Source organism: Gordonia liuliyuniae (assembly GCF_021739025.1).
Lineage (GTDB): Bacteria > Actinomycetota > Actinomycetes > Mycobacteriales > Mycobacteriaceae > Gordonia > Gordonia liuliyuniae.
In genome coordinates this window covers 403,163-420,732 of the sequence record NZ_JAKKOT010000005.1, presented here as the reverse complement: position 1 = coordinate 420,732, position 17,570 = coordinate 403,163, and the positions used below count along the sequence as shown (strand labels likewise).

Genomic DNA, 17,570 nt, shown 5'->3' with positions numbered 1-17,570 from the left:
AATCAATCCCACCTGAGTCCGCCGCGCCGCCACTCGTAGGCGTAGGCGACGGACACGTTGACGACGAACAGGGCGACGGCGATGAGCCCGAACCAGCCGAGACTCTCGGACGCGACCGCCCACGGGTAGAGGAAGACGATCTCGATGTCGAAGATGATGAAGAGCATCGCCGTCAGGTAGTACTTCACCGGGAAGCGTTGGACGATGTCGGCGGCCGGCGGCAGCGGTTCGATACCGCACTCGTAGGCGGCGAGCTTAGCGGCGTTGCGGCGCCGGGGTCCGACGATAGACGCGATGATCACGGACACGACGGCGAACGCCACAGCGATCGCAGCGAGCACCAGAATCGGTCCGTACGCGTTCATCTCCAAGCCCTCCACTGTCTCGACGGCGTCGAAGCGAGTGCCTTCGGCGTCGATCGGTTTCTTGTGACTTGAACCACACCCTACTCACGGAATGATGTGTGCCGTGGGAGGTTTCGGCTATCTGTGCTCGGCCGGCCGCGTGCGCTGGGACAACGCGACCGTGCCGGTCAGCGAAGAAGGTCGATGAGCGTGCGCGAGAGTTCGATCGGGTCGACTGGGACGCGCGCAGTCGCGTCGGCGCGCGACCAGTCGGCCAGCCAGCGGTCGGCGTCGCGGGCGATCAGCACCACCAGCGGCGGGCAGGGATCGTATTCGTCGCGGACCTGTTTGGCCATGCCCATCCCGCCTGCGGGGGAGGCCTCGCCGTCGAGGATGGCGACGTCGACCGTGCCGCCGTCGAGGTGCTTCAACAGCATCGGGGACGTCGCCACTTCGACGAACTCTAGGTCGGGCAGGTCGGGATGCAGCGTGGTCCCCAGTGCTCGGAGCACCTCGCGCCGCGTCCCCGAGTCATCGGAGTAGACGAGGACGCGAACAGTGACACGATCGGTGGAGGTGCTCACGGATCCGACCCTAACGGCCGGGATGCTCCCGACGGTGGCTATTCGCAGACACGCACGTCCGGAGATAGTGCGCGACCGTGTGATCGTCCCAGCCGTGGGTCTCACGAAGTCCGCGGCTGATCATCGCGAGATACGGTTCGCTCGGCCCGGTGTGCGGCACGTCGCCGATGCCGCGGGGCGAGGTGAACGTGAGCGCGGACCGTCCGTCGATGGTGCCGACCCGGACCAGGCGCGAGTAGATCCCGTCGTCCACGATGTGCGCGTCGCCGTGCCGCCGAAGGATCTCGCCGTTGCGGAGCGCGGCTTCGAGCGGGCCGTCGACGACGGGTTCGCGGTCGGACTCCTGTGCGGCGACGTCGGCGAACTGTTCGATCGAGATCAGGTAGGCGCCCGCCGGTGTCGGGCCCGGCGTCTGATGGTCGTAGAACGCCATGCCGCCGCGCCAGGTGCGGGACTCGCCCGCGAAGAAGATCCGGCCGGGCAGCGTCGTCGGTCGAGCATCGAGCGGCGGCGTGGTGTCGCGTGCGCCCGGGTAGGTGCGGAGTCCGCCGTCCGGCCGACCGCCCTGCAGATAGCAGGAGAGTCGGTCGGCGCACAGGTTGGAGCCGTAGCTGACGTACCAGAGGTGAGTCGCACTGGGATTACTCACACGGGAATCGGCCGCACGGGGTTGGGCAACGGGGTCGGGCATGATCTGCACGGTAGCGCGCTGTCCGGGGGTTGCAAGGCGTTGCATGCTGGTGTGACGGCGACCACCGGACCTACCGTGAACCCATGAGAGCCGCACGCTACTACGACCGCAACGACATCCGCGTCGAAGACATCCCCGAGCCGACACTCCTACCGGGGACCGTCGCCGTCGACGTCGGCTGGTGCGGGATCTGCGGCACCGACCTCCACGAGTTCCTCGAAGGACCCATCTTCATTCCCCCGTCGGGTTGCCCGCATCCGATCTCGGGGGAGTCGGCGCCCGTCGTGATCGGCCACGAGTTCTCCGGCACGATCACCGCGCTCGGCGACGGGGTGAGCGATCTGTCGGTCGGCGAGAACGTAGTCGTCGAGCCGTACATCATCGCCGACGGAGTCGACACCGGCCCCGGCCAGGACTACCAGCTGTCCCAAGACATGAACTTCATCGGACTCGGCGGTCGCGGCGGCGGCCTGGCGGAGAAGATCGTCGTACAGCGACGGTGGGTGCACCCGGTCGGCGACATCCCGCTCGACCAGGCGGCGCTCATCGAGCCGTTGTCGGTCGGCCACCACGCCTATGTGCGGTCCGGTGCGCGAGCGGGCCAGGTCGCGATCATCGGCGGCGCCGGGCCGATCGGTCTGCTCACCGCGGCCGTCTTGAAGGCGGAAGGTCTCACCGTCTACATCTCCGAACTGTCGGACGCGCGCAAACAGATGGCGCACTCGACAGGCGTCGCCGACGAAGTCCTCGACCCGAGGGACGGCGACGTGGCCGCGCGAGTGCGTGCGCTGACCGGCGGCGCGGGCGCCGACGTCGGCTTCGAATGCTCGTCCGTGCCCGTCGTCCTCGACATGCTCCTCGACGCCGTCCGGCCGGGCGCGGTGATCGTCAACGTGTCGATCTGGGGACATAAGCCCGAAGTCGACATGCCGAAACTCGTGCTGAAGGAGATCGATCTCCGCGGAACCATCGGCTATTCGAACGATCATCCCGCGACAATCGCGCTGGTACAGAGCGGGAAGGTCGACCTCGCCCCGTTCATCACCGGACGGATCACGCTCGACGGCCTCGTCTCCGACGGCTACGACCAGCTCATCCACCACAACGAGCAGCACGTGAAGATCATCGTCGACCCGCACGCCTGAGCTACCCGATCGTCCCGCGCGGCGACGTCGACGTGGCGAGCAAGGCGGCGAGGTAGTCGTCCTCGGCCTCGTTCCCAGGCAAGTGCCGGGCGCGGCGGTACGCGTCGGCGGCGTCGGCGGCCTCGCCCAGCTCGGTCAGGGTGAGGGCTCGGGCGATGTGGAACGGGCGGTACCGGTCGAGAACGGGCTCGGAGGCCAACGCGTCGAGCATTCTCAAGCCGACACGCGGTCCGAAAGCTCGCCCCACGGCGACGGCCCGACCCACGCGCACGACCGGACCCGGATCGAACGACTCCAGGATCCGGTAGAGCACGGCGATCTGCTGCCAGTCCGTGGCGGCCGCCGTCCGCGCTTCCGCATGGACGGCAGCGATCGATGCCTGCACCGCGTACGGCCCGGCGTCGGGGTCTGCGGCGGCCTGCTCGGCGAGGACGACGCCTTCGGCTATCAACGCCCGATCCCATCTGGTCCGATCCTGATCGCCCAGCGGGATCGGCCCACCTACGTCGTCCAGCCGTGCCGGGCGCCGGGCGTGCGTGAGCAGAAGGAGCGCGAGCAGGCCCGCCGTCTCCGCGCATGGCAGCAGACCGTGGAGGACGTGGGCCAGACGAATCGCCTCGGCGGCGAGGTCGTCGGCGACGTGCGCATCGCCAGCGGACCGGGCGAAGCCCTCGGCGAACATCAAGTACACGACGCGGAGCACGACGTCGAGACGAGCAGGCAGCTCGTCGATCTCCGGTGGGCTGAACGGGACGCCCAACGTCCGAATCCGCTTCTTGGCGCGCACGATCCGCTGCTGCACCGTGGGCGTCGGAACGAGTAGCGCGTGAGCGACTTCTGGCGCGCTCAACCCACCGACGAACCGGAGCGTCAACGCGATCCGGTCTTCCGGCCGCAGCACCGGATGGGTGCACGCGAAAAACATGCCGAGGCGGTCGTCGCCGATCACTGACCCATCGATCGGCTCCCGCGCAGCAGGCGCCCGCGTCGACTCGATGTGGAGTTCGGCGAGTTTCGTGGCGAGAACCGCATCGCGTCGGACGGTGTCGATCGCCTTGCGCTTGGCAGTCGTCATCAGCCAGGCTGCAGGCGAATCAGGGACGCCGGTCATCGACCACGACGTCAGGGCCTGCTCGAACGCGTCTTGGAGGACGTCTTCGGCGAGGTCGAGATCGCCGAACCGCCTCGTCAACGCGGCGAGCAGGCGAGAGCGGTCGTCTCGGTCAACGGCCGCCAACGCCTGCCGCGTCGTGGTGTCACCCATCAGTCAGTACGGCGCGAGCGGTCGGATCTCGACATGGCCGCCTGCTGCCGACCCCGGACTTCGCCGGGCCCAAGCGATCGCCTCGTCGACGTCGGCGACGTCGATGATGTAGCCGCCGCCGACGAACTCCTGGACTTCGGCGAACGGGCCGGACGCCGCGACGACTCGCTCGCCCGAATCGTCGGTGTGGACGACGACGCGTTCGTCTTCGAGGGCGAATGAACTGACGACGACACGGGCGGCGGTGATCTCTTGATCGAACGCGAAGAACTCCTCTGGTGTCGCGCCGCCCTCCTCACCGCACGCGGGGTCATCGACATGTCCCATGAGAAGCAGTGCGTACTTCATGATTTCCTCCTGTGTGGTGCGGCGAACCCGTGCGGTTCGACACCATGGTGACGGACGGGGAGCCGCAGAATCGACAGGTCGGCCAAAGAATCTTTCCCGCGCGCTCGCCTCACGTGAGCGCGTACACCGTCGTTCCGCCGACCGTCGTCGCGGTGAAATACAGGAGCGATGCCAGTTCGGCGTTGTCGGACATTCCTTCGCCGGGGCCGCCGCCCTGCCCGCCCTGCCCGCCCTGCCCGCCCTGCCCGGTCCGCCCATGCCACCGGATTCGGCGGAAGTCTCGACAGCGGTCGGGATGGACCCCTGGTGCGCAGTAGCCGCGGTGGCGATCGAGAAGGCAGCCGTGCCCGCGAAGCCGGCGAGTGAGCCCGCGACGATCGCGGCGACGACGGTCTTGCGCCATCCGAGTGGGCTGCCGACGAGCAGGACAGCGCCCAGACCGATGAGCACACCGATCGCCGGAGCCAACGCCGACGTGTAATACGGGTGGATGGTTCCGCTCATGAAGCTGAACACCAGTGCGGTGACGAGCAGCCAGCCACCCCACGCGACGACAGCAGCGCCCTCGATGCGCGACAGGCCGCCGTCGGACGGACGGCGTCGCCACCACCAGCGCCGCCACCACCAGCGCCGCCACCGCCACCGCCGCCGCTGAGGCGGGCGACACCGTTGTAGCCGAGTACGAGGTCCATGAACGTGTCGTCGGCGGATCCGCCGATGTACGGGCGGGCCGACGTCGGAACGATCATCGTGGCCACCACGAACCAGCCGGCCGACACGATCATCGACACCGTGGCGATCGCGAGTTGGCCGATGCGTGCGATCCACGCGTTGTTCGCCATCAGCAGATATGCGAGACCGAAGGGGGGAGCACGAGGAATCCCTGCAGCATCTTCGTCAGGAATGCGAAACCGAGGGTGACCCCGACGAGCGCGAGCCAGCGCGTCGAGTTCGTCGCGACGGCGCGGGTCAATGCGTACCCGGCGGCCACCATCAACAGTAGGAGCAGGGCGTCGGGGTTGTTGAAGCGGAAGATCAATGCGGCGGCCGGCGTGCACGCGAGGATGGCGCCCGCGATCAGGCCGGCCGTCGTCCCGTGGACTCGGTCGGTGAAGGTGCGCCTCATCGCGCAGTAGACGAGTGCGACCGAGGCCACGCCCATCAACGCCTGCGGGACGAGCACCGCCCAATTGTTCATGCCGAACATGCGGACTGACAGGCCGGTCGCCCACAGGGAGGCGGGAGGCTTGTCGACCGTGATGAAGTTCGATGAGTCGAGCGCTCCGAAGAACCACGCGGTCCAACTCTGCGACCCGGCTCGTGCGGCCGCCGCGTAGAAGGTGTTGGCGAATCCGCTGGTCGCCAGGTTCCACAGATACAGAACCGCGGTGGCGATGAGCAGGACGGCCAGCGCCGGTCGGCCCCACCATCCCGGGGTGCGGGCGCGGGCACCGACCGCGGCGCCCGCTCAGCCGTGCGGCAACCAGGTCGACGTGCGCGCGGCGACGTCGATCATCGTCTGCGCCGCGGGGGAGAAGGCGACGTCACGAGGCCAAGAGATGCCGATCTCCCGGTGGGCGGCGGTGTCCGCGATGGACAGTTCGACGATCCCCGCAGGTGCGGGCGCGGCGGGCGGCAGGATCGCGACTCCGAGACCGACCGCGATCAGACCGCGCAGCGTGTGCAGGTCCTCGCCCTCGAATCCGCGCTCGGGCTCGGCGCCGGCCCGTGCGAGCAGTGCGTCCACGTGGCCGCGGAGCCCGAACTCGGGACGCAACTGAACCATGTGCTCCCCGGTCAGCTCACGCAGCCGGACACGACCGCGGCCTGCCCACCGGTGACCGGCCGGAACGGTGAGGACGAGGGGTTCGGCGAACAAGCGGGCGGTCTGCACGTCCAACCCTCCCGCGTACGGCGGCGAGACGATCGCGGCGTCGACGTCACCGGCCTCGAGCGCGTCGGTGCACAACGTCCGCGAGCCCTGTCGGAGATCGAAGCGGGCACCGGGGCGCAGTTCGAGGACGGCGCGCAACAACGCCGGGACCACGACCCGGCCCATGTCGTTCTGGAACGCCAGCGACACCGTGTCCGCGCGTTCGTCAGCGCGCCGCGCGGTCGACTCGATCCCCGCGCGGGTCGCGTCGATCGCACGGTGCGCGTACGGAAGGAACTCGGTGGCCTCCGGAGTGAGTGCGACGCCGCGACCGTCGCGGACGAGCATCGGCGCACCGAGCCGTTCACCGAGCCGGGTCAGCCCGCGACTGACCGTCGGCTGCGGGACGCCCAGCTCGTCCGCCGCGGCCGTCACGCCGCCGGTCTCGGCGACAGCGATCAGATACGGCAGATCGGCGAGGATCTCGCGCAGCGCCGACGTGGTCAGTTCACTCACAGCTGTCCCGGAACACTCATAGCGATATCGTATTCGTCGACGCCTATCTATGCATTGGTGTCGGATGGTCGGCGCTCGTAGCGTAGACGCTCGTGACAGATACTCTCCGCGCGTTCTCGTCGCCCTGGGCGGGTCACCCGAAGGGGTCGAGCGAGTATCGGCGGATCCTGTTCGCGTTGGCGTGCGCAGGCGTGGCCACGTTCGCCCAGCTGTACTCGCCGCAGGGCATTCTCCCCGAGATCTCGGAGTCGTTGGACGTGACGGCCGACCAGTCGGCTCTGTTGATCTCCGTCGCCACGCTCGGTCTGGCCGCCGCGGTGCTGCCGTGGTCGATCGTCGCCGACCGGATCGGCCGCCTTCCGGCCATGCGGCTGTCGCTGATCGCAGCCACCACTTTCGGGCTCGCGGTGACGGTGTGTCCAAACTTCACCGGCGTCCTCGTCCTGCGTGCGCTCGAAGGCGCGGCTCTCGGCGGCCTGCCTGCCCTCGCCATGACCTACCTGCAGGAAGAGATCGCGCCGGCGCACACCGCCGTCGCGGCGGGAACCTACATCTCGGGGACGACGATCGGCGGACTGTCGGGGCGGATCGTCGCCGCGCCGTTCACCCAGTGGTTGGACTGGCGCTGGGGTGTCGCCTCGGTCGTCGTCCTGTCGGCACTGGCCGCGACCGCGTTCATGCTGTTGACACCGGCCCCGCGCGGCTTCCGCCGAGCCCGCCGCGAGGACCGCCCGTCGCTCGCGTACGTGCTGTGGGCCAACCTGCGCAGTCCGCAGATGCTCGTCCTATACGTGCAGGGGTTCGCGTTGATGGGCGGGTTCGTGACGATGTACAACTACCTGTCGTTCCGATTGCAGGCGCCGCCGTTCCTGCTGCCGAGTTCGCTCATCGCCTTCCTGTTCCTCGCCTACCTCGCGGGCACCTGGTCGTCGCGCCGGGCCGGGATCATCGCGGGGACGCGGGGGAGGCTGCCGGTCCTGCTCGTATCGATCGCCGTCATGGTGGCCGGCGTGCTGATCACGCTCGTCGACTCGCTGCCGGTCATCATCGTCGGTCTCGTCGTCCTGACCATCGGATTCTTCGGCGCCCACTCGATCGCGTCCGGCTGGTCGGCGGCCCGAGCGAGAGTCGGTCGCGCGCAGGCGGCGTCGCTGTACAACCTCTTCTACTACGCGGGTTCGAGCGTGGTCGGTTGGGCGGGCGGCGTCGTCTTCATTCATGCGGGGTGGACGGCGACGGCACTCCTCGTCGCCGGACTCGCGGTGATCGCCGGCGGATGCGCCGCGACGGTGCTGCGGAGTCGGTAGCCCGACGCCTCGGCGGGCTGGCTGGCCGCATCAGACGCTGGAGATCTTGTTCTCCCATGCCCCGCGGGTGTCGACGCCGATGCTGTCGGCGAGGGTCTCGATCTCGTCGATCTCGGCTCGGCTCAGGGCGAGGCCGGTCGCGTTGACGGCGTCGCCGATGTACTCGGGTCGGGTCACGCCGATGATGGGGACGGTGCCCTTCGCGATCGCCCACGCGGTGGCGACATCGGCGGCCGACGAGTCTCGGCCGTTACCGATGGACGTGAGCAGATCGGTCAGGGCCTTCAGCCGGGGGAGCATCCTGTTGTAAACGGCGGCCCGCGTGCTGCCCTCGGGCAGCGGGTGGTCGGGGCGGTAGACGCCGGTGAGCGCGCCCTGCTCCAGAACCATGTAGGAGAAGAAGGCGATGCCGTTCTCGGCGCAATGGTCCAGGATTCCCGCGCGCTCGGAGTTGCGGTACAGGAGGCTGTAGTGATTCTGGACGGCGTCGACGCGGAATCCGGCTTGACGCAGGATCGAGTCCGCGAGTTCGATCTCGTCGAGGTCGTGGTTCGAGACGCCGACCCGCTTGACGGTGCCTGCCTGCAGAAGTGGGATGAGCTGCGGTGTCCACCGCGCGACGTCGGCCGGACTGTGAATCCAATAGAGATCGACATAGTCGGTGCCGAGCCGGGTGAGACTCTCGTTCAGCATGTCGGCGACCGGGTTCTCGCCGTCGCCTGCGATGCGTGGCGTGAACTTCGTCGAGATCTGGTAGTCGCCGCGCTCGTAGCCGCTCAGTGCGTGGGCGAGGACCGTCTCGGACCGGCCCATTCCGTAGATCGCGGCGGTGTCCCAGAAGGTGAGACCGCTCGACTGTCCGCGGTCGACGATCTCGGCGATGTCGGACTCGGTGAACCGGCTGCCGAAGATCCCGTCGCCGGACTCGCCGGTATCGCCCCATGCCCAGGTACCGAGCGCGACAGTGGGGAAGGACGGGTCGATGGTCGCCATGGAAAGCCTCCGGGACGGGTCGAGGATGTGTCGTCTCCATGGTGCAGCATCGGCGAGCGGAGTTCGTCGCCATGCAAAAATACTGGGTTGAAGGGCAAAAAAGTGGGAGACCCTGGGCAGGGTCTCCCACTTGCGGGGTGGATGACGGGACTCGAACCCGCGACAGCCAGGATCACAACCTGGTGCTCTACCAACTGAACTACACCCACCATCGGCGCCGACTTCTCACGTTCACACGTTGTTGGCCGAGCCAGGCTCATACTCTAGCCGGTTCCGCGCAGTAATTTCCAATCGGTTATTGACCTGCGTGTTTCGTCAGAGCATTCGTCAGGTCAGACGGGCGGAAGCTCGTCGACGATCGTCTCGAGTTTCTTCGCGTCGGGGCCGGGCGCCGACACGAATGCGGCGGCGCGGTAGTAGCGGAGCTCCTGGATCGACTCGCGGATGTCCGCGAGCGCCCGATGGGCGAGACCCTTGCGCGGCTGACCGAAATAGATCGACGGGAACCAGCGGCGGCACAGTTCCTTGATCGAGCTGACGTCCACCATCCGGTAGTGGAGGAACGAGTCGAGCTCTTTCATATCGCGCGCGATGAAGCCCCGGTCGGTCGCGATCGAATTGCCGGCCAGAGGTGCCGCCGCATCGCCGCTGATGTGCTCGCGCAGATAGTCGAGCACCATCCTCTCCGCTTGTGCGAGCGTCACCGTCGAGGCGCGGACCTCCTCGGTGAGCCCGGAGTCGGCGTGCATCTTCACGACCACGTCGGGCATGTTGGCGAGCGCGTCGTCGTCGGCGTGGATCACCACGTCCACCCCGTCGCCGAGAATGTTCAAGTCACTGTCAGTGACGAGCGCGGCGATCTCGATCAGCTTGTCGGAGCCCACATCGAGGCCGGTCATCTCACAGTCGATCCACACGAGTTTGTCCTGCACGCGATCGACTCTATGCCCGACGCGGGTGGCGCGGGTCAGTCGCCCTCGCCGAGCTTGCTGTAGAAGCGGCCGACGATCGGCGCGACCGCTGCCCGCGGCGAGTAACCGCCCGCCACCGACATCGCCTTCGACAACGTGCCGGGGACCACGCGCATCTTGTTGCGCCGCAAAGCGTTCAGGCTCATCTGTGCGACCTTCTCGGACGAGTGCCACAAGAAGTCTGGCACCATCTTGTCGACGATCGACTGATCCTCCGGAGCGGGTTCAGCGGTCCGCACCGGCCCAGGAGCCAGCAGGGTGACGTGGACGCCGGTGTCCTTGAGTTCGCCCCGCAGCGACTCGCTGAAGGTGTTCACGAACGCCTTCGTCGCCGCGTACGTGGCGTTGTTCGGGATCGCCATGTTGCCCGCGGCCGAACCGACCATCAGGATCCCTCCCGATCCTCGCGCGATCATCTGCGGGAGCACGGCGAGCGTGAGATCGTGGACGGCGTTCGCGTTCAATCGGACCTGTGCTCGCTCGTACTCGAAGTCGGAGTCGGCGACCGGACCGAAAGTGGCGATACCCGCGTTGTTGCACAGAACCGAGATGTCGCGGCCACGCAACTCGTCGCACAGCACGCCGACCGCGTCCAGATCGGACAGATCGACCGCGCGCACCTCCGCGTCGACGTCGAAGCGGCTACGGAGCTCCGTAGCCAGCTCGTCGAGGATCTCGCCGCGTCGAGCGACGAGGATGAGTGAGTGGCCGCGACGCGCGAGCTCCCGCGCGAGCGCCATCCCGATCCCGGACGACGCACCGGTCACGACGGCACGGGCAGCGTTACGAGGAGCTACAGGCATGGCGTCATGGTATCGGCAACGACTCGCGGGGCCGACTCATCACGACCGACGAGTGGAAGGGTGACGGCTCAGATCACTCGATGCCTGCGGCGACCTCCGTGCCCTGGCGGATGGCGCGCTTGGCGTCGAGCTCGGAGGCGACGTCGGCGCCGCCGATCACATGGGTGATGACGCCGGCCTCGGTCAGCGGGTCGACGAGCTCACGAACCGACTCCTGGCCTGCGCAGACGACGACGTTGTCGACTTCGAGCACGCGAGTCCCGGTCTTGTTGCCCTCCCGGTCGTGCAGGGTGATGTGCAGGCCGGCGTCGTCGATCCTGTCGTACGTCGCGCCGGAGATCTGCTCGACGCCCTTCATCTTGACGGTCGCACGGTGCACCCAGCCGGACGTCTTGCCGAGGGTCTTGCCCTGGCCGCCCGGCTTGCGCTGCACCATGTACACCTGGCGAATGGCGGGCAGCGGACGGCTCTTGGTGACGAATCCGGGGGTGTCAAGGTCTTCGGTGACGCCCCACTCCTGCTCCCATTCCTTCAGATTGAGGGTGGGGGACTCGTCGGTCGTCAGGAACTCGGTGACGTCGAAGCCGATGCCGCCCGCACCGATTACCGCGACGCGCTTGCCGATCTCGCGGTGGCCCAGAACGGCTTCGGCGTACGACATCACCATCGGGTGGTCGATGCCGTCGATCGACGGGACGCGCGGGACGACGCCCGTGGCGACGATGACCTCGTCGAACCCGCCCGCGACGATGTCGCTCGCCGACACCCGGGTGTCCAGGTGGACGGCGACGTTGTTCACTTCGAGCTGCCGGGTGTAGTACCGGACCGTCTCGTTGAACTCCTCCTTGCCCGGGATGCGGGCGGCGATGGAGAACTGTCCGCCGATCGTGTCGCCGCCCTCGAACAGGTCGACGCGGTGCCCGCGCTGCGCGGCCGACACCGCGGCCGACAGGCCGGCCGGGCCTGCGCCGACGACGGCGACCCGCTTGGCGCGACGCGTCTGCCCGAGTGTCAGGACCGTCTCGCGGCCCGCCCGTGGATTCACCAGGCAGGACACCTTCTTCCCGACGAACGCGTGGTCCAGGCACGCCTGGTTGCAGCCGATGCACGTGTTGATCTCGTCCGCGCGGCCGGACTCGGCCTTGTTCGCGAAGTCGGGGTCGGCCAGCAGCGGCCGGGCCATCGAGATGGCGTCCACCTTGCCGCCGGACAGGATCTCTTCGGCGAACTCCGGTGTGTTGATGCGGTTCGATGCGATCAACGGGATGGACACGACGTCGCGCAGACGCTCGGTGAACTTCACGAACGCGCCGCGCGGGACCGACGTGACGATAGTCGGGACCTGCGCCTCATGCCAGCCGATGTCGGTGTTGATCGCGTCGACACCGAGCTCCTCGGCACGTTTGGCGAGCAGCGCGATCTCCTCGAACGTCTGACCGCCCTTCACGAAGTCGGCGACCGATTGGCGCAGGATCACCGGGTAGTCGCGCGGCACCTGCTCGCGGATCTCCTTGATGATCTCAAGGAGGAAACGCTGGCGGTTCTTCGTCGACCCGCCCCACTTGTCGGTGCGGTCGTTGGTGTGCGGGCACAGGAACTGGTTGATCAGGTAGCCTTCGCCGCCCATGATCTCGATCGCGTCGTAGCCTGCGCGGCGTGCCAGTTTGGCGCTCTGGCCGAACGACCGGATGACGTGTGTGATGATCGCGTCGGTCATCTGGACGTGCTTGAACGGGTGGATCGGCGACGGTGCGCTGCCAGCGGCCACCTTGAACGGCGTGTAGCCGTAACGGCCTGCGTGAATGATCTGCAGGGCGATCTTGCCGCCCTCGTGGTGCACCGCCTTGGTGAACTCGCGGTGCCGCATCACGTCGGCCTGGTTGGTCATTTTGCCGGCGAACGGCAGCAGGAGGCCGGTGCGCGACGGGGAGAACCCGCCGGTGATGATGAGGCCGACCCCGCCGCGTGCGCGCTCAGCGTAGTAGGCGGCCAGTTTAGGGGTGTCCCACAGGCGGTCTTCCAGGCCGGTGTGCATCGAACCCATGACGAGCCGGTTCTTGAGTGTCGTGCCGCCGATCTGCAGCGGCTCGAACAGGAGCGGGTAGTGAGTGTTGGGTTCGGCCGTCGGGGCTGACATGGCTGGACCTTTCTTTCGTGGGGCTGTTCGCTCGTGGATCGAGCGGCAATCAGATCTGGGAGTCGAGTTCGCGACGCAGGCCTTCGATGACCTCGTCGCACCAGTCGACGGAGCCCTGAGTGGCGCGAACTCCACCGCGAAGTACCAGGTACTGGTGCAGTTTGCGTCCGCTCAGCGCGTTCGGTTCGGGATAGTAGTCGCGCTCGAAACCGGTGTAGAGGGCGAGCGCTGCCGCCGCTTCGGCGCGATGCTCTTCCAACTGCTTGATGATCTCGGCGAGGTCGCCGAACTCGGCGGCACGCAGCTTGACGCCGAGGTCGCTGCGCAACGGCGGAAACGGAGTCGGGCTGACGACCCACCGGGCCAGGACCTCTCGTCCGGCGTCGGAGATCGTGTACACCTTCTTGTCCGGTCGGCCGTCCTGGCTGACCGACTCGAAGCTCACGAGCTCGTCGTCGTGGAGCTTCTTGAGCGTCCGATAAATCTGCTGGTGGGTCGCCGACCAGAAGTATCCGATGGACCGCACGAACTGCTGTCCGATCTCGTAGCCGGTTCCCGGGCGCTCGGACAGCGACACGAGGATGGCATGTTCCAAGGCCATGGCGCCACAATAGCAGTGCAACAGAGTGGTATGCAATCAGGTGGTATGCAACAAGGTGCGTATACTGCGCGTTCGCGTGAACCCTGCTAAGAATGTGCCGTGACCAGCTTGCGTCGAATCCCCGTTCCCGGATCAGCTCCCGAAGACGTCGTCGTACTGTCCGACGGGCGGGTCGGCACCGGACTGGCGGACGGGCGTCTGTTCGCTGTCACACCGGATTCCGGCGACGTGGAACTGCTCGCCGACACGGCTGGACACCTCCTGGGCCTCGATGCGCGCGCCGACGGGTCGATCGTCATCTGCGACCACGATCGCGGACTTCTACTCCTCGAATCGGGACGGCAACGGGCGACGGTTCTCGCCGACACCGTCGACGGCCGACCGCTGCACTTCGCGTCGAACGCGACGACGGCGACCGACGGGACCGTGTACTTCACCTCGTCGACCCAGCGGTTCACGATCGACAAGTGGCGCGCCGATCTCATCGAGCACTCGGGGACCGGACGCCTGATGGCACGCAGGCCGGACGGGCGCGTCGACGTCCTTCTCGGCGGGCTGCAGTTCGCGAACGGTGTCGTGCTCGGTCCCGACGAGTCGTACGTCCTGGTCGCCGAGACCGGGGCCGCTCGCATCACCCGCTATTGGTTGACCGGCGACGCCGCTGGCACCGCCGACCTCTACGTCGACGACCTCCCCGGCTATCCCGACAACATGTCGGTGGGTAGCGACGGCCTCGTCTGGGTCGCTCTGGCGTCGCCGCGGAACGCAGTCCTCGAATCGCTGTTCAAGTTGCCGCCACGGGCACGGAAGGTCCTCGCCCGGGCGCCGCAACGTGTCGGGCCCGCGCCCGAGGAGACCGTCTGGGTGCTGGGTCTGCAGTTCGACGGCACCGTGGTGCACGACGTTCACGTCGACGCCCCCGACTTCTCGTTCGTCACCGGTGTCGCCGAGCGGGACGGCGTCCTGTACCTCGGCACGATCATGCATGACGCGATCGGCGTGCTCCCCGTCCCCTGACCCGCAGACCCCTGACCCGCAGACCCCTGACCTGCAGACTCCTGACCCGCAGACTCCTGACCCGCAGACCCCTGACGTGCGCGGGTGACGGCGCGGCGGTTCACAGAGACAGTCCTTCGGATGAGACGCCGCGTGCACCGGGGGCGGCCATCAGGGCTCCTTCGTGTCGAAGAGGTACGAGGCTGTACCGCTGTTGCGCTGTACCGCTGTACCGCTGTTGCGCTGTGGCGCTGTTGTTCTCGGCGCCACACGGATCAAGGTTTGAGCGGTTCCTGGACGCTGGAGGGGAGGTCTCCTGCCGGTTTCCTGAGCGCCCTCACACGCGGTGGCCCCGCCGTGCGAGGTGTTCATTACTTCGCGGTGACAGCTCCTGCGCTCGCGCGCAACACATGATTCTTAAGGTTCGTCAACATGAGCCCGACGGACCCGCCGTCGGCGTGACGAGAGGCGGAGCGCGTGCGAGGAAGTCACACGATCGACCACTGGGATCCCGAAGACACTCGAGCGTGGGAGGCCGGTGGGTCGGCGATCGCGCGACGCAACCTGCTGTGGTCGGTGGTCGCCGAGCACGTCGGATTCTCAGTCTGGTCACTCTGGTCGGTGATGGTGCTGTTCATGCCGACCGACGTCTACGGAATCAGCACCGGCGACAAGTTCCTGATCGGTGCCGTCGCCACCCTGACCGGTGCGCTGCTGCGGTTTCCGTACACGATGGCGACCACTCGTTTCGGCGGCCGCAACTGGACGGTCTTCTCCGCGGTGGTCCTGCTGATCCCGGTGTCGGCGACGATCATCCTCCTCGCCAACCCCGGCCAGCCGCTGTGGATGTACCTGGTGTGTGCGGCGCTCACCGGCTTCGGCGGCGGCAACTTCGCGTCGTCGATGACGAACATCAACGCGTTCTATCCGCAGCGGCTCAAAGGGTGGGCGCTCGGTCTCAACGCAGGCGGCGGCAACCTCGGGGTGCCGGCCGTGCAGCTGCTCGGTCTGCTGGTCCTGGCGTGGGCCGGTGACACCGAGCCGTACTGGGTGTGCGCGTTCTACCTCGTGGCACTGGTGATCGCGGGCATCGGCGCCGCCGTGTACATGGACAACCTCGACGGCCCCGGCGTCGACACCGCCGCGATGCGGTCAGCGTTGAAGAACCGCCACACGTGGACCATCTCGCTGCTGTACATCGGGACGTTCGGGTCGTTCATCGGCTTCTCGTTCGCCTTCGCGCAGGTGTTGGCGATCGACTTCCGTGCAGGCGGACAGTCGGCGGCCGACGCAGCGCTGCACGCGGCGTCGATCGCGTTCATCGGACCGCTCCTCGGCTCGATCAGCCGGGTCTACGGCGGCAAGCTCGCCGACCGGTTCGGCGGCAGCAACGTGACCCTGAGCGTGTTCGTCGGCATGATCGGCGCGGCGGCGATTCTCATCGCGGGCAGCGGGTCACTCGTCACCATGTCGGTCGCGTTCGTCCTTCTGTTCATCCTGTCCGGCATGGGCAACGGCTCGGTGTACAAGATCATCCCGTCCGTGTTCGACGCCGCGTCGCGATCCCTTCCGCTGGACGCCGCGGGTCGCGCCGCCTACTCGCGGTCCATGTCGGGTGCGGTCATCGGCATCGCCGGCGCCCTCGGCGGTCTCGGCGGTGTCGGCATCAACCTGGTGCTGCGGCAGGCCTACCAGTCGGGCGACGGCGGTTCGCCCGCGTGGGCGTTCATCGTGTTCGCCGCGTTCTACGCAGTGGCTGCGCTGGTCACCTGGCGGGCGTACGTCGCCGTTCCGGCGCCGGCTGCTCCAGCGAACGAGTCGGCACCCGTGTCTGGAACGATGACGTCATGACATCAGGCACCGATCAGAGAACCCCGCCGACTCTGGCGGGGTTCTCGGTTGCGATCACCGCGGCACGTCGGGCGGAGGAATTCGAGGCGCTGCTGACTCGTCGCGGTGCGCGGGTGGTGTCCGCGGCGGCGATCTCGATGGTCCCGCTCGCCGACGACCAGGGGCTTCTGGAAGCGACGCGCAGCCTCATCGACGCGCCGCCCGACATGGTGATCGCGACGACGGGCATCGGTTTCCGCGGGTGGATCGAAGCGGCCGACGAGTGGGGGATGGCTGCTCAGCTGCTGACTTCGCTCGGCTCTGCGCGTGTCATCTCCCGTGGCCCGAAAGCCACGGGCGCGCTGCGGGCGGCGGGTCTACGCGAAGAATGGTCGCCGGTGTCGGAGTCGTCCGCCGAGGTGCTTGCGTGGCTGTCCGCCGCCGATCTCGACGGCAAGCGGGTCGCGGTCCAATTGCACGGGGCGACGGACTCGTGGGATCCGAATCCGGGCTTTCTGGACGGACTGGCCGCGCTGGGCGCCCAGGTGGTCGGCGTCCCCGTCTACCGCTGGGAGGGCCCGAGCGACGTCGCCGCGTTCGATGCGCTCATCGACGACGTCGTGCACGAGCGGGTGGACGCCGTCGCGTTCACGTCGGCGCCCGCGGCGGCGTCGATGTTGTTGCGGGCCGGCGAACGCGGAGTCCGGGAGCGGCTCGTCGCCGCGATGCGCGGCCCGGTGACCGCCTACAGCGTCGGCCCGGTCACGTCGGTGCCGCTGGACACCGCCGGGGTGCCGACCGTTGCGCCGGATCGGATGCGGCTGGGCGCGTTGGCTCGACTCATCGCCGAGGATCTGCCTGCGGGCGATCCCGACATCGCCGTGGCCGGACATCGTCTCGGCGTGCACGCGTCGGCCGCCGTCGTCGACGGCGACGTGCGTGAGGTGTCGGCGACCGGCCTGGCCGTGTTGAAAGTCTTGGCGGAGGTCCCCGGCGACGTCGTCTCCCGCCAGGATCTGCTCGAGGTCCTGCCCGCTGCAGGCGAGGACGCGCACGCGGTGGAAGTCACCGTCGGGCGGCTCCGGAACGCACTCGGTGCGCGCGAAATCATCGGAACGGTCGTCAAACGCGGTTACCGGCTGGCCGTCGACTGACCGGGCTCGGCAC

At 67.8% G+C, this 17,570-nt stretch carries 16 protein-coding genes, 1 tRNA gene and 1 pseudogene; 5 read left to right on the top strand and 13 right to left on the bottom strand.

From position 1 onward, the window contains the following. Positions 1-2: 2 nt before the first annotated feature. The 3 genes from L5G28_RS12835 to L5G28_RS12825 all read right to left on the bottom strand — a co-directional run bounded on the left by L5G28_RS12835 (position 3) and on the right by L5G28_RS12825 (position 1,619). Complete coding sequence (locus L5G28_RS12835; protein WP_237001859.1) at positions 3-365, bottom strand: NADH-quinone oxidoreductase subunit A; 363 nt, start codon at positions 363-365, stop codon at positions 3-5. A 167-nt stretch (positions 366-532) separates the two neighbouring features. Beyond that, complete coding sequence (locus tag L5G28_RS12830) at positions 533-928, bottom strand: DNA-binding transcriptional response regulator (RefSeq protein ID WP_237001858.1); 396 nt, start codon at positions 926-928, stop codon at positions 533-535. A gap of 10 nt (positions 929-938) precedes the next feature. Further along, positions 939-1,619, bottom strand: a complete 681-nt coding sequence (locus L5G28_RS12825; RefSeq protein WP_237001857.1) for a histone deacetylase — start codon at positions 1,617-1,619, stop codon at positions 939-941. An 83-nt stretch (positions 1,620-1,702) separates the two neighbouring features. Between L5G28_RS12825 and L5G28_RS12820 the strand changes: the two genes are divergently transcribed. Further along, positions 1,703-2,764 (top strand): 2,3-butanediol dehydrogenase, encoded by a 1,062-nt coding sequence (locus L5G28_RS12820; RefSeq protein WP_237001856.1) that lies wholly within the window; start codon positions 1,703-1,705, stop codon positions 2,762-2,764. 1 nt (position 2,765) lies between these two features. On the opposite strand, the gene L5G28_RS12815 is transcribed toward L5G28_RS12820, so the two are convergent. The 4 genes and pseudogenes from L5G28_RS12815 to L5G28_RS12800 all read right to left on the bottom strand — a co-directional run bounded on the left by L5G28_RS12815 (position 2,766) and on the right by L5G28_RS12800 (position 6,765). Further along, positions 2,766-4,028 carry an RNA polymerase sigma factor gene (locus tag L5G28_RS12815; RefSeq protein WP_237001855.1) on the bottom strand — a complete coding sequence of 421 codons (1,263 nt, stop codon included), beginning with the start codon at positions 4,026-4,028 and terminating at the stop codon, positions 2,766-2,768. A gap of 3 nt (positions 4,029-4,031) precedes the next feature. After that, positions 4,032-4,376 (bottom strand): YciI family protein, encoded by a 345-nt coding sequence (locus L5G28_RS12810; protein WP_237001854.1) that lies wholly within the window; start codon positions 4,374-4,376, stop codon positions 4,032-4,034. Between the two features lie 199 nt (positions 4,377-4,575). Beyond that, positions 4,576-5,787, bottom strand: a pseudogene (locus tag L5G28_RS19560) (ArnT family glycosyltransferase); the annotation flags it as partial. Between the two features lie 57 nt (positions 5,788-5,844). Beyond that, positions 5,845-6,765: a LysR family transcriptional regulator gene (locus L5G28_RS12800; RefSeq protein WP_237001853.1), complete on the bottom strand. Its 921-nt coding sequence runs from the start codon at positions 6,763-6,765 to the stop codon at positions 5,845-5,847. A 92-nt stretch (positions 6,766-6,857) separates the two neighbouring features. On the opposite strand from L5G28_RS12800, the gene L5G28_RS12795 reads away from it, so the two are divergent. Next, positions 6,858-8,072: an MFS transporter gene (locus L5G28_RS12795; RefSeq protein WP_237001852.1), complete on the top strand. Its 1,215-nt coding sequence runs from the start codon at positions 6,858-6,860 to the stop codon at positions 8,070-8,072. A gap of 30 nt (positions 8,073-8,102) precedes the next feature. On the opposite strand, the gene L5G28_RS12790 is transcribed toward L5G28_RS12795, so the two are convergent. The 6 genes from L5G28_RS12790 to L5G28_RS12765 all read right to left on the bottom strand — a co-directional run bounded on the left by L5G28_RS12790 (position 8,103) and on the right by L5G28_RS12765 (position 13,577). After that, positions 8,103-9,065, bottom strand: a complete 963-nt coding sequence (locus L5G28_RS12790) for an aldo/keto reductase (protein WP_237001851.1) — start codon at positions 9,063-9,065, stop codon at positions 8,103-8,105. A 136-nt stretch (positions 9,066-9,201) separates the two neighbouring features. Next, a tRNA-His gene (locus tag L5G28_RS12785) sits at positions 9,202-9,274 on the bottom strand. A gap of 123 nt (positions 9,275-9,397) precedes the next feature. After that, positions 9,398-9,997 carry an oligoribonuclease gene (gene orn, locus L5G28_RS12780; RefSeq protein ID WP_237001850.1) on the bottom strand — a complete coding sequence of 200 codons (600 nt, stop codon included), beginning with the start codon at positions 9,995-9,997 and terminating at the stop codon, positions 9,398-9,400. A 35-nt stretch (positions 9,998-10,032) separates the two neighbouring features. Then, on the bottom strand, positions 10,033-10,839 hold the full coding sequence (gene cmrA / locus L5G28_RS12775) for a mycolate reductase (protein WP_237001849.1): 807 nt from the start codon (positions 10,837-10,839) through the stop codon (positions 10,033-10,035). A 73-nt stretch (positions 10,840-10,912) separates the two neighbouring features. After that, on the bottom strand, positions 10,913-12,976 hold the full coding sequence (locus L5G28_RS12770; protein ID WP_237001848.1) for an NADPH-dependent 2,4-dienoyl-CoA reductase: 2,064 nt from the start codon (positions 12,974-12,976) through the stop codon (positions 10,913-10,915). A gap of 49 nt (positions 12,977-13,025) precedes the next feature. After that, positions 13,026-13,577 carry a PadR family transcriptional regulator gene (locus L5G28_RS12765; protein WP_236997533.1) on the bottom strand — a complete coding sequence of 184 codons (552 nt, stop codon included), beginning with the start codon at positions 13,575-13,577 and terminating at the stop codon, positions 13,026-13,028. A 99-nt stretch (positions 13,578-13,676) separates the two neighbouring features. Here L5G28_RS12765 and L5G28_RS12760 point away from each other — a divergent pair, with 99 nt between their 5' ends. The 3 genes from L5G28_RS12760 (at position 13,677) to L5G28_RS12750 (ending at position 17,557) form a co-directional block, all read left to right on the top strand. After that, entirely contained in the window at positions 13,677-14,594 is a 918-nt protein-coding gene (locus L5G28_RS12760) for an SMP-30/gluconolactonase/LRE family protein (protein WP_237001847.1), read from the top strand. Positions 14,595-15,050: 456 nt separating this feature from the next. Continuing rightward, positions 15,051-16,424, top strand: coding sequence for an MFS transporter (locus tag L5G28_RS12755; RefSeq protein ID WP_237001846.1), 1,374 nt, complete (start codon positions 15,051-15,053; stop codon positions 16,422-16,424). Next, a complete protein-coding gene (locus L5G28_RS12750; protein ID WP_237001845.1) occupies positions 16,421-17,557 on the top strand; it encodes a uroporphyrinogen-III synthase in 1,137 nt (378 codons plus the stop codon). The genes L5G28_RS12755 and L5G28_RS12750 overlap by 4 nt, the downstream gene beginning before the upstream one ends. Positions 17,558-17,570: the final 13 nt, after the last annotated feature.